The organism is Fictibacillus sp. KU28468, from assembly GCF_026153615.1.
Classification (GTDB): domain Bacteria; phylum Bacillota; class Bacilli; order Bacillales; family Fictibacillaceae; genus Fictibacillus_C; species Fictibacillus_C marinisediminis.
The window spans coordinates 1472513-1484339 of the sequence record NZ_CP110666.1; the positions used below are offsets into that span (position 1 = coordinate 1472513).

11 protein-coding genes are annotated in these 11827 nt (G+C 43.8%); 10 read left to right on the forward strand and 1 reads right to left on the reverse strand.

Translation table 11 applies throughout. The annotated features are described in order from the left end of the window. Window positions 1-79 precede the first annotated feature (79 nt). From OKX00_RS07570 to OKX00_RS07600, 7 genes are all read left to right on the forward strand, one after another. Window positions 80-1318 carry an NADP-dependent malic enzyme gene (locus tag OKX00_RS07570; RefSeq protein WP_053357580.1) on the forward strand — a complete coding sequence of 413 codons (1239 nt, stop codon included), beginning with the start codon at window positions 80-82 and terminating at the stop codon, window positions 1316-1318. Between the two features lie 25 nt (window positions 1319-1343). Next, on the forward strand, window positions 1344-1973 hold the full coding sequence (locus tag OKX00_RS07575) for a FadR/GntR family transcriptional regulator (RefSeq protein ID WP_265409995.1): 630 nt from the start codon (window positions 1344-1346) through the stop codon (window positions 1971-1973). 30 nt (window positions 1974-2003) lie between these two features. Beyond that, complete coding sequence (gene accD, locus OKX00_RS07580; protein WP_053357582.1) at window positions 2004-2858, forward strand: acetyl-CoA carboxylase, carboxyltransferase subunit beta; 855 nt, start codon at window positions 2004-2006, stop codon at window positions 2856-2858. A gap of 2 nt (window positions 2859-2860) precedes the next feature. Beyond that, entirely contained in the window at window positions 2861-3838 is a 978-nt protein-coding gene (locus OKX00_RS07585) for an acetyl-CoA carboxylase carboxyltransferase subunit alpha (protein WP_265409996.1), read from the forward strand. Window positions 3839-3954: 116 nt separating this feature from the next. Then, window positions 3955-4914, forward strand: a complete 960-nt coding sequence (gene pfkA / locus OKX00_RS07590) for a 6-phosphofructokinase (RefSeq protein ID WP_265409997.1) — start codon at window positions 3955-3957, stop codon at window positions 4912-4914. A gap of 49 nt (window positions 4915-4963) precedes the next feature. After that, the gene (pyk, locus tag OKX00_RS07595; RefSeq protein WP_265409998.1) at window positions 4964-6715 is read left to right on the forward strand and encodes a pyruvate kinase; all 1752 of its coding nucleotides are present in this window, start codon (window positions 4964-4966) and stop codon (window positions 6713-6715) included. A gap of 106 nt (window positions 6716-6821) precedes the next feature. Beyond that, window positions 6822-7217, forward strand: coding sequence for an FxsA family protein (locus tag OKX00_RS07600; protein WP_053357586.1), 396 nt, complete (start codon window positions 6822-6824; stop codon window positions 7215-7217). Between the two features lie 211 nt (window positions 7218-7428). On the opposite strand, the gene ytvI is transcribed toward OKX00_RS07600, so the two are convergent. Beyond that, complete coding sequence (gene ytvI / locus OKX00_RS07605) at window positions 7429-8541, reverse strand: sporulation integral membrane protein YtvI (RefSeq protein WP_265409999.1); 1113 nt, start codon at window positions 8539-8541, stop codon at window positions 7429-7431. 54 nt (window positions 8542-8595) lie between these two features. Between ytvI and OKX00_RS07610 the strand changes: the two genes are divergently transcribed. The 3 genes from OKX00_RS07610 to icd all read left to right on the forward strand — a co-directional run bounded on the left by OKX00_RS07610 (window position 8596) and on the right by icd (window position 11726). Continuing rightward, window positions 8596-9054: a DUF441 domain-containing protein gene (locus OKX00_RS07610; protein ID WP_062233879.1), complete on the forward strand. Its 459-nt coding sequence runs from the start codon at window positions 8596-8598 to the stop codon at window positions 9052-9054. Window positions 9055-9243: 189 nt separating this feature from the next. Continuing rightward, entirely contained in the window at window positions 9244-10359 is a 1116-nt protein-coding gene (gene citZ / locus OKX00_RS07615; protein WP_265410000.1) for a citrate synthase, read from the forward strand. 98 nt (window positions 10360-10457) lie between these two features. Further along, on the forward strand, window positions 10458-11726 hold the full coding sequence (gene icd / locus OKX00_RS07620; RefSeq protein WP_062233885.1) for an NADP-dependent isocitrate dehydrogenase: 1269 nt from the start codon (window positions 10458-10460) through the stop codon (window positions 11724-11726). The last annotated feature ends 101 nt before the right edge of the window (window positions 11727-11827 follow it).

Below are 11827 nucleotides of genomic sequence, written 5' to 3' on the forward strand. Positions count from 1 at the left end.
GCACACATTGCCAATTAAGGACATTGCTTCACCAAACCATTTGATATTACTTAACTTAATAAAATTAGGAGATGAAATGATGTCTATTTTACGAGAAGAAGCCCTGCATATGCACAGAGTGAACAAAGGAAAGCTGGAATCTACTCCTAAAGTTCCTGTCAGAAATGCAAAGGATTTGAGTCTTGCTTACTCTCCGGGAGTGGCAGAGCCGTGCAAAGATATCTATGATGACAAATCCAAGGTCTATGAATATACGATGAAGGGCAATACTGTTGCTGTAGTTTCTGATGGTACAGCTGTTCTCGGACTGGGAAATATCGGTCCGGAAGCAGCATTGCCGGTCATGGAAGGAAAAGCAGTTCTTTTCAAAAGCTTTGCGGGCGTAGATGCGTTTCCGATTTGTCTGAACACAACAGATGTGGATAAAATTGTTGAGACCGTAAAGCTTCTTGAGCCTACATTCGGCGGTGTAAACCTGGAAGATATCGCAGCCCCTAACTGCTTTCTTGTGGAAGAACGTCTGAAAAAAGAGACCAATATTCCGATCTTCCATGATGATCAGCATGGTACAGCGATCGTTACATTGGCAGGTCTCGTTAACGCACTTAAACTTTCTAATCGTTCGATGTCAGAGATTAAAGTTGTCGTTAACGGCGCCGGAGCTGCAGGTATCGCTATCATAAAGCTGCTGGACCGTTTCGGTGTAAAAGACATCGTGATGTGTGATACTAAAGGTGCGATCTACGAAGGCCGTCCTTTTGGAATGAACAGTGTAAAAAGCGAAGTGGCCAAGTTTACTAATCGTTCCAAAAAAGAAGGTTCACTTAAAGAGGTTATTGACGGAACCGATCTATTCGTCGGAGTATCCGTTGAGGGAGCACTGACTGAAGAGATGATCCGTTCCATGAATGAGAACCCAATCATTTTTGCGATGGCTAATCCGAATCCGGAAATTATGCCACAGAACGCCAGAGCAGCAGGCGCGATGGTAATTGGTACAGGTCGTTCCGATTTTCCTAACCAGGTTAATAACGTGCTAGCCTTTCCAGGGATTTTCCGGGGTGCTCTTGACGTAAGAGCAACGCACATTAACGAAGAAATGAAGATTGCCGCGGTTAACGCGATTGCTAATCTTGTTGCCGAAAGTGAATTAAATCCGGATTATGTGATTCCGGCCCCATTCGATCCGCGTGTTGCGCCTGCTGTTGCAGCAGCCGTTGCCAAAGCAGCTATGGAAACAGGAGTTGCACGGATTAAAGTAGATCCTGAGAAAATTGCTGAAAAAACGATGCAGCTTTCATTGATTGGAAAAGAATAAAAGGTTCTCAGGGGAGGCTGGACAGTTGTCAGGAACATCTGAAAAAGTCTATGTTGAGATCATAAAGAAGATTAAAACGATTATTGAAGAAGATAACCTTCAGGCCGGTGACAAGCTGCCGTCAGAACGTGAACTCACAGACCGTCTGCATGTTGGACGGTCTTCCGTAAGAGAAGCTTTAAGGTCTCTGGAGCTTCTTGGACTGATTGAAACGAGAAGGGGAGAGGGCACGTTCATAAAGCCCGCTACAGGCCACCGGCTTGTAGAGGTTCTTGCTTCGTTTATTTTGCACGACAAAAAAGCGAAGCAGGATCTCTTAGAAACAAAATCGATTATCATCCGTGATTGTATAGAACTTGCTGTACAACGAATCAATGATGCAGATGTTGAAAGCCTGAACGATTTGCTTCAACAAATAAACGAAGTGGATCATCCCAATCAACTTCAGCAGCTTTCTTATCAATTTAAGGATACTGTGATTAAATTATGCGATAATCATTTGCTTTACAGGCTCTGGATTGAATTGTCCGGTTATGGTTCATCGCTGCATGGGAATACATTTCTTCTTGACTCAGGGGAATGCTCACAGATTGTGGAGCATTTAATAAACGGGGACAGCAAGAAAGTCATTCAGCTAATGTCTAGTGAATTGTGACATTAAGTTTATAGTATAGGTGGTGTTATTTTGTTAAAGGATTTTTTCGCCAAGAAGAAGAAATATGCCACAATTCCAACCGAAAAAATGAAACAGGATGTGCCTGAGGGACTCATGACCATGTGTCCTGAATGCAAACACATTATGTACACAAAAGAACTGAAAAAGAATCTGCTCGTATGCCAATCCTGCAACTATCATTATCCGATGTCCTCTTATGAGAGAATTGGAAGCCTTGTAGATGAAGGCAGCTTTACAGAATACGATCAGGATATGGTCTCAGTAAACCCGCTTGAATTTCCGGGTTATCTTGAAAAATTAGACAGTGACAGAAAAAAAACAAAGATAAACGAAGCTGTTGTTACAGGTGACGGCACGATTAACAGCTATCCGGCCGTTATCGCTGTCATGGATTCACGCTTCAGGATGGGCAGCATGGGATCGGTCGTTGGAGAAAAAATTACACGAGCGATCGAACAAGCCATTGAAAAGGAGATACCATTTCTCATTTTCACTGCCTCCGGAGGAGCCAGGATGCAGGAAGGAATTCTTAGCTTAATGCAGATGGCCAAAACAAGTGTGGCACTTAAAAAGCTGAGCGACCGGGGACTGTTATTTATATCGGTCATGACGCATCCGACTACCGGCGGCGTTTCCGCAAGCTTTGCATCGGTTGGAGATTATAATTTTGCAGAGCCTAAGGCATTGATCGGTTTTGCCGGCCGCAGGGTCATCGAACAGACCATTCGCGAAGATTTGCCAGAAGATTTCCAGACATCAGAGTTCTTGCTTAAGCATGGTCAGCTTGATAAAGTTATTCCAAGAGACGAAATGAAAGATACATTGACTACAGTATTAAAAATCCATTCAGGAAGGGGGGAATAGACATGGTCGGAGAATTAGAATTCGAACGTCCTATCACAGAGCTTAAAAAGAAAATCGCTGAGTTAAAGACATTCATGCAGGAAAAAGGCATCGATTTAACTGATGAAATCAGCTCTTTGGAAGAGAGGCTGAGCGCTCTTCAAAATGATACGTATGAGAATATGACTCCATGGGACCGTGTACTAGTTGCCCGCCATCCTGAGCGTCCAACAACACTAGACTACATCCCTTCCCTGTTTACAGACTTTATTGAGCTTCATGGGGACCGTCTGTTTGGTGAAGATGAAGCCATTGTCGGCGGTATCGGAATGTTCCATGGCCAGCCGGTAACGGTGATCGGACAGCAGCGCGGAAGAGATACGAAAGAAAACATCAGAAGAAACTTTGGGATGCCGCATCCGGAAGGTTACCGCAAAGCTCTTCGATTGATGAAACAGGCTGAAAAGTTTTCCCGCCCGGTCATTTGCCTTCTTGATACGAAAGGAGCATTTCCCGGGAAGTCAGCTGAAGAAAGAGGACAGAGCGAAGCGATCGCAAGGAACCTTATAGAGATGGCAGGGCTTACTGTACCGATCATCTGCATCATCATCGGTGAAGGAGCCAGCGGCGGGGCCTTAGCCCTTGGAGTAGGGAATCATGTTCATATGCTGGAAAACTCCTGGTACTCCGTTATTTCTCCTGAAGGAGCTGCTTCAATCCTTTGGAAAGATTCTACAAAAGCAAAATTGGCTGCAGAGTCTATGAAAATTACAGCTCCTGATCTAAAGAAACTTGGTGTAATCGACGAAGTGATCGAAGAAGTTAAAGGCGGCGCCCATCATGATTCCGCTGAACAGGCAAGGCGTATCGATGCTGTTTTACAGCAATCACTCTCCGACCTCCAAAAAATGTCAGAAGAAGAGCTTGTTGAACAGCGATATGAAAAATACAAAAAAATGGGACAATTTACGTTTGTAAACGGTTCCATTGCGATGAAATAAGGAATGTGCTCTCTCCCTAGTGAGAGAGCGCATTTTTTGTCTTTTGTTGTCTATTGTGCTGAAGTTTTGAACATGATATTTTAATAAGATGAGAATACTTGAGAGGTGGAAATTAAATGAAGCGAATTGGGGTTCTTACAAGTGGAGGAGATTCACCAGGTATGAACGCTGCCATTCGTGCTGTAGTTCGTAAGGGGATTTTTCATGATCTTGAAGTTTATGGCATATACAATGGTTATGCAGGATTAATCGCTGGTAACATTACAAAGCTTGAGGTTGGTTCTGTTGGGGATATCATTCACAGAGGAGGCACGATGCTTCGTACCGCACGATGTGAAGAGTTCAAAACACCTGAAGGACAAGCTAAAGGGATTGAACAGTTAAAAAAATATGGTATTGAAGGCCTTGTCGTGATCGGCGGAGACGGATCGTTCCAAGGGGCGAAGAAACTCACTGTACACGGTTATCCTACGATTGGACTTCCTGGTACGATTGACAACGATATTCCGGGCACCGACTTTACCATTGGATTTGATACTGCTTTAAACACGATCATTGAAGCGATTGATAAAATTCGTGATACTGCAACTTCTCATGACAGAACCTATGTTATTGAAGTTATGGGGCGTGACGCGGGGGACCTTGCTTTATGGGCTGGTCTTGCCGATGGCGCAGAATCCATTCTTATACCTGAAGAAAAGCATGAAATGGAACAGATTATCAATCGATTGAAACTTGGAATTGAACGTGGCAAGAAGCACAGTATTATCATTGTGGCTGAAGGTGTGTGCAGCGGGGTTGAGATCGGCAAGCAGATCGAAGAAAAAACAAACCTTGAGACACGGGTTACGGTGTTGGGGCACATCCAGCGCGGAGGATCTCCTACGGCATTTGACCGTGTGCTTGCAAGCCGTCTGGGCGCCAGAGCTGTTGAATTGCTGCTCGAAGGCAAAGCCGGGCGAACAGTTGGTGTGCAAAAAAATGTTTTGGTAGATCATGACATTACAGAAGTATTGGCAAGCAAACACCAGATCGACCAAGGCATGTATCGTCTGTCTCAAGAACTATCTATCTAATTTAATTAAATGCATGTTTTATGAAGTGCAAAATACAGGAGGAAGACCCATGCGTAAAACAAAAATAGTCTGTACGATAGGACCTGCAAGTGAAAGTGTGGAGAAGTTAACACAGCTCATTGAAACAGGTATGAATGTGGCTCGCTTAAACTTTTCCCACGGAGATTTTGAAGAACATGGGGCGCGTATCAAAAATATTAGAGAAGCGTCTGCCAAGCTTGGTAAGACTGTTGCGATTCTTTTAGATACAAAAGGCCCGGAAATCCGTACACAAACACTTGAAGGCGGAGTTGCGGAACTTCAGTCAGGTGAAGAGCTTGTTATTTCTATGGAGGAAGTAATGGGGACAAACCAGAAGATTTCTGTAACTTACCCGGGACTTGTTGATGATGTTCATGTCGGCTCTAAAATCCTGCTTGACGATGGCTTGATTGAGCTTGAAGTTACACATGTTGGTTCCAAAGAAATCACGACAAAGATTTTGAACAGCGGAACTTTAAAAAATAAAAAAGGCGTAAACGTTCCAAACGTAAGCGTGAAGCTTCCGGGTATTACAGAAAAGGACGCTAAGGACATTGAGTTTGGTATCGAGCAGGGAATTGATTTCATCGCTGCTTCCTTTGTACGCCGTGCAACAGATGTTCTAGAGATCCGTGAGATCCTTGAAAAAAACAATGCACAAAGCATTCAAATCATCCCTAAGATCGAAAACCAAGAAGGTGTCGAAAATATTGATGAGATTCTGGCAGTATCTGACGGCTTGATGGTTGCCCGCGGTGACTTAGGCGTGGAGATTCCTGCTGAGGAAGTGCCTCTTGTACAAAAAATGCTGATCAAAAAATGTAATGAACTAGGGAAACCTGTCATCACAGCAACCCAAATGCTTGATTCCATGCAGCGCAACCCTCGTCCGACACGTGCAGAAGCAAGTGATGTGGCTAATGCAATCTTTGACGGTACAGATGCGATCATGCTTTCTGGTGAAACAGCTGCGGGAACGTATCCAGTTGAAGCGGTTCAAACGATGCATAAGATTGCTAAACGTGCAGAATCTGCATTAGATTATCGAAACATCCTATCTCAGCGCAGCAAGGAAAGCAAAACAACAATCACCGATGCCATTTCTCAATCGGTTTCCTTTACAGCTTTAAATCTTGAAGCAGATGCGGTGATCACTGCGACTGAACGCGGAATGACAGCACGCATGATCTCTAAATACCGCCCTAAGGCACCTCTTATCGCGGTGACAAGCCATGAAGATGTAATGAGAAAGCTATCACTCGTATGGGGAGTACACCCTGTTAAAGGGAAGAAAGCCAATACTACGGATGAAATGTTCCAGATTGCAATCGATTCTTCACTTGAAAGCAACCTGGTTGCACATGGAAACATAGTCGTAATTACGGCTGGAGTTCCTGTAGGCAAAACAGGTTCGACCAACCTTCTGAAAGTTCACGTTATCGGTGATGTACTTGCTAAGGGACAAGGCATCGGACAGCAATCTGCAACTGGTAAGGTTGTTATTGCACGAAATGCAGAAGAAGCTTCAAACGTTAACGAAGGCGACATCCTGGTAACCATCGGAACAGACCGTGAAATGATGTCAGCAATAGAAAAAGCTGCGGCGATCATTACTGAAGAAGGCGGTTTGACCAGCCATGCAGCAGTAGTCGGCATCAGCCTGGGCAAACCAGTTATTGTCGGCCTTCAAGACGCTACAAAGCTTCTAAAAGACGGACAGGAAATTACAGTTGACGCTTCTAAAGGCGATATCTATGACGGGCATAAAAACGTTCTATAATTTATCATAAAAAGAGAAGGAGTCCATCCTTCTCTTTTTTCTTAGGTTTTGTTAATCCAAATTGTTGATTTTCAAAATGGAAACCTTTCTAAAAGGAGCAACTTTTATGTTCAGGATCTTATTTGTATTGCTGCTGATCATACCCGCCGCTGAAATAGGAATATTGGTGTGGGTAGGGAATCTGATTGGCCCGATTCCTACCGTAGCATTAATCATTTTCACAGGCCTTTTGGGAGCATGGCTGGCCAAGAGAGAGGGGCTTAACGCTCTCAGAAATGCACAGAGCCAGCTGCAAAACGGCCAGGTGCCAGGCACCGTACTGATTGACGGTATCTGTATTCTTGCGGGAGGCGTATTTTTGTTCACCCCAGGGTTCATCTCTGACATTTTCGGCTTCCTGCTGCTTTTTCCGCCGACGCGTTCAATAGCTAAAGTTCAGCTATTGCGTTATTTTCAGCGGAAAATTAAGTCCGGACAGTATAATTTCTATTGGAAACGATAAAAGAGCATCCATTCGGAGGCTCTCTTCTTTTTGGGGGGAATTAGGCGGGGGTCTGGGAGGGGTATAGTGGAATACCCACGGAAATGAGTGATTTACCCGCCGAAACGAATGAAATACACGCCAAAATAAATATTTACCCGCTAAAATCACCCATTTACCCGCCAAAACAGGATTATGGTAAACTACTTCCAGTTTGAATCATTCAACGAATTCAGCTCTTCCCTTTAATAAAATAATACACTTCATGAAAGAACTGAGCCTGGTGCAGGGCACGGATGATAACAAGGAAGGCTGGTCCAATCAGAAGGCCGAGGAATCCGAACCATTGGAACCCGACAAACAGAACAATGAGTGTGGCAAGAGGATCGAGCCCTATGTTCGAGGAAAGGATTTTTGGTTCAGTCAGCTGACGCTGGATGATGACCACGCCATAGAGGACGGAAAGCCCGACAGTTAACGGGTAATTGCCGGAAACAAAAGTATAGGCGATCCAGGGCATGAATACCGCTCCTGTTCCTAAATAGGGCAGCAGGTCCACCGCACCAATTAACAAAGCAATCGTAATGGCATATTCTATCCGAAGAAGCAATAGGCCGATTAATACGATAAAGGCTGTAATGGATATGAGCGTCAATTGAGCTTTCGCAAAACCAAACAGTGCTTTGCGGAGCTCGATATAGACGGTCCGGGTACTCGCTATCCACTTATCGGAAGAAATCTTTCGGAGATATCCGGAAAGACGATACCAGTCTTTGCAAATAAAAAAAGCAGCGAGAATTGAAAATACGAGCACAGAAACAAGGCTTGGAAGACTGACAAGAACAGCAGAAATCAGGTTGACGGTATCCTGCGCCAGGTTGCTGACTGTTGTAGTAATGTGGGTTCCGACTTCATCGATATTTTTCATGATTGTCTGCTGGTGGCCGTTGTCGAGATTGTTAAACATGCGGTTGATGTCATTATAAAGCGGCAGGATTTTATTTTTGAAATAGATTTCCATGTATTGTACCAGCGTTTTACTGTAATCAGGAAGAACATGTGCCAAGTAGGCGAAACCTGAAAAAATTTCTCGCATCAGGAGCAAAACCGCTCCTGCAAGTGCGGCAATAAGAAGCAGAAGAGCTGTAAAAACGGCAAATCCCCGGTGCATTTTACCCTTTTCTTCTAAAAAGTTAACGAATGGATTGATCGACATGGCGATGATTCCACCAAGGATAAAAGGGTACGTCACTTTGGAAAGAAAAAAACAGGCAAGTAAGACAATGGAAAATAAACATACTATGAGGAAGAAGCGCAGAATTCGGTGCAAATACTCATTGTTCATATCTTCACCATCCGTTCCCGGTCACTAGCAAAATAGAAAGAAGGGCTACCCATCATGCAGTCAACATTATTTTTGGTCATCTTGCTGGCCATTGGAATCATAGCGAAAAATCAGTCCCTGATTATTGCTCTCTCTGTACTGCTTGTCCTTAAATTTACAGGCATTGGAGATAAGGTATTTCCGCTGATCCAACAGAAAGGCATCAATTGGGGCGTTACGATCATCACGATTGCCGTTTTGATTCCGATCGCTACAGGTGACATCGGATTTAAGCAGCTTCAGGAAGCTTTGAAGTCCTCCTTTGCGTGGATTGCCTTGCTTTCAGGAATTTTTGTAGCCATCATCGCATCAAAAGGGATCACCCTTCTTCAAGATGATCCGCATATAACAGCAGCTCTTGTTTTCGGCACCATTCTTGCTGTAGCTTTCTTAAACGGAGTTGCTGTAGGCCCGTTAATCGGGGCAGGAATTGCGTATATGGCAATGAAAGTTGTCGAATTTTTCAGTGCGTAAACAACGAAAAAAGCCATTTCCATTCACAAAGCCCTGTTTATTGTTTATAATTGACTTATATGTTCCAATTCCTTTAAATAGTCTACATTTCTTTATATGCTAGAAATGTAAGCTCTTACTTATAAGAGTTTTTTGGTTTTGTGCTTTTCTATTAAAGGAGAAAGAGAATTTAGAAAGGGAGAGATAACCATGACAGCAACAAGAGGATTAGAAGGTGTAGTAGCCACAACCTCATCTGTCAGCTCAATCATTGATGATGTACTGACATACAGAGGGTACAGTATTGATGACTTGGCAGACCACGCAACATTTGAGGAAGTAGTATATTTATTGTGGAATGGAAAACTTCCTAATGAAAAGGAACTTGATCAATTCAAAGCAGAACTTGCTGAGCAAGCCGCTGTATCTGATGATTTAATCCAACATTTGAAATCGCTTCCTTTAAAAGGTGTACATCCAATGGCCATTCTTCGTACAGCGGTTTCCATGCTTGGAATGTATGATGAAGATGCTGAGGATATGTCTACCGAAGGAAATTACAGAAAAGCGGTAAAACTTCAAGCGCAGATTTCAACAGTTGTCACAGCGTTTGCAAGGATCCGTGAAGGAAAAGAACCGGTTGCTCCGCGCAAGGATCTCGGTCTCGCGGCAAACTTCCTATTCATGCTTACTGGCAATGAGCCAGACGAAGTTGCAGTGGAAGCGTTTAACAAGGCTTTGGTTCTTCACGCGGACCATGAGCTAAATGCTTCAACATTTACAGCACGTGTTGCGGTCGCTACATTATCTGACATGTATTCTGGTGTTACTGCAGCAATCAGTGCCCTAAAAGGACCTCTTCACGGAGGAGCAAACGAGCAAGTTATGAAAATGCTCAGCGAAATCAACAGTGAAGAGAACGTGGAAAGCTACTTAAGAAATGCGATCGATAACAAACAAAAGATCATGGGCTTTGGGCACCGTGTATATAAGAGCGGGGACCCTCGCGCGAAACATCTTCGTGAAATGAGCAAACAGCTGACAACAACAACAGGTGAAGAAAAATGGTATAACATGTCTGTGAAATTAGAAGAGCTGCTGAAAGAAGAAAAAGGACTTCTTCCGAATGTAGACTTCTATTCTGCAAGCGTATACCACAGCCTAGGCATCCCTCACGATATTTTCACACCGATTTTTGCGGTGAGCCGTGTATCAGGCTGGATTGCCCACATTCTTGAACAATATGAGAATAACCGTCTGATTCGTCCGCGTGCAGATTATACCGGACCATCCATGCAAAAGTACACACCGCTTTCTGAACGCTAATTCTTAGAAAGAAAAGAGAAGAGGGGTTACTCTTCTCTTTTGAAAGTTATTTTAGTAGGATAGAAAAGTAAGAGATTTTAGATAGGAGGACGAGCAACATGTCAAATGGAGAGCGTATTACAGTAGATAACGGGGTATTAAACGTACCTAACCAGCCAATTATTCCTTTTATTGAGGGAGATGGGACTGGCCCTGATATTTGGGCGGCAGCATCACGTGTTCTTGAAGCAGCAGTAGACAAAGCATACAACGGTGAAAAGAAAATCGTCTGGAAAGAAGTTCTTGCCGGAGAAAAGGCATTCAACGAAACTGGTGAATGGCTTCCGTCAGAAACACTTGATGTGATCCGCGATTACATAATCGCAATTAAAGGACCTCTTACAACGCCGGTTGGCGGAGGTATCCGTTCATTAAACGTGGCACTTCGCCAGGAGCTGGACTTATTCACTTGTCTTCGCCCGGTTCGTTATTTCCAAGGTGTACCTTCACCTGTTAAGCGTCCGGAAGACACAGACATGGTCATCTTCCGTGAAAATACAGAAGATATCTATGCTGGAATTGAATATGCGAGCGGTTCTGATGAAGTGAAGAAGGTTATCTCTTTCCTTCAGGAAGAAATGGGAGTAAAGAAAATCCGTTTCCCTGAAACTTCAGGTATCGGAATTAAGCCGGTTTCTTCTGAAGGGACAAAACGTCTTGTTCGTGCTGCCCTTCAGTATGCAATCAGCGAAGGACGCAAGAGCTTAACACTTGTCCACAAAGGAAACATCATGAAATTTACAGAAGGTGCTTTCAAAAACTGGGGCTACGAGCTTGCTGAACAAGAATTCGGCGATAAAGTATTCACTTGGGCTCAATATGACCGTATTGTTGAAGAGCAAGGAAAAGATGCTGCGAATAAAGCACAAGCTGATGCAGAAGCTGCTGGCAAAATTATCGTAAAAGATTCTATTGCTGATATCTTCCTTCAACAGATCCTTACTCGTCCTGCAGAGTTCGATGTTGTAGCGACAATGAACCTTAACGGAGACTACATTTCTGATGCACTTGCTGCACAAGTAGGCGGAATCGGAATTGCTCCTGGAGCAAACATCAACTATGAAACTGGACATGCGATCTTTGAAGCTACACATGGTACAGCTCCTAAATATGCGGGCTTGGATAAAGTTAACCCTTCTTCTGTTATCCTTTCAGGTGTATTAATGCTTGAACACCTTGGATGGCAAGAAGCAGCTAAACTCATTACAAATGCTATGGAAAAAGCGATTGCCGGCAAAGTAGTCACTTATGATTTCGCTCGTTTGATGGACGGCGCTACAGAAGTGAAATGTTCTGAGTTTGCCGACGAACTCATCAGCAACATGTAATAAAAGATGGCCCCGGCTCGCCGGGGCCACTGTTTAAATCAAGGAAGTCAAGTCTAGCTCCAGCGCTTTTCAAACCAAAAAATGGACGCTTGCGCATTTCT

Bases quoted from the DNA above. Each gene is read 5' to 3' on its own strand.
- pfkA (WP_265409997.1), top strand. From the start codon at position 3,955: ATGAAGCGAATTGGGGTTCTTACAAGTGGAGGAGATTCACCAGGTATG.
- OKX00_RS07610 (WP_062233879.1), top strand. From the start codon at position 8,596: ATGCAGTCAACATTATTTTTGGTCATCTTGCTGGCCATTGGAATCATA.
- pyk (WP_265409998.1), top strand. From the start codon at position 4,964: ATGCGTAAAACAAAAATAGTCTGTACGATAGGACCTGCAAGTGAAAGT.
- OKX00_RS07600 (WP_053357586.1), top strand. From the start codon at position 6,822: ATGTTCAGGATCTTATTTGTATTGCTGCTGATCATACCCGCCGCTGAA.
- icd (WP_062233885.1), top strand. From the start codon at position 10,458: ATGTCAAATGGAGAGCGTATTACAGTAGATAACGGGGTATTAAACGTA.
- ytvI (WP_265409999.1), bottom strand. From the start codon at position 8,541: ATGAACAATGAGTATTTGCACCGAATTCTGCGCTTCTTCCTCATAGTA.
- OKX00_RS07585 (WP_265409996.1), top strand. From the start codon at position 2,861: ATGGTCGGAGAATTAGAATTCGAACGTCCTATCACAGAGCTTAAAAAG.
- OKX00_RS07570 (WP_053357580.1), top strand. From the start codon at position 80: ATGTCTATTTTACGAGAAGAAGCCCTGCATATGCACAGAGTGAACAAA.
- citZ (WP_265410000.1), top strand. From the start codon at position 9,244: ATGACAGCAACAAGAGGATTAGAAGGTGTAGTAGCCACAACCTCATCT.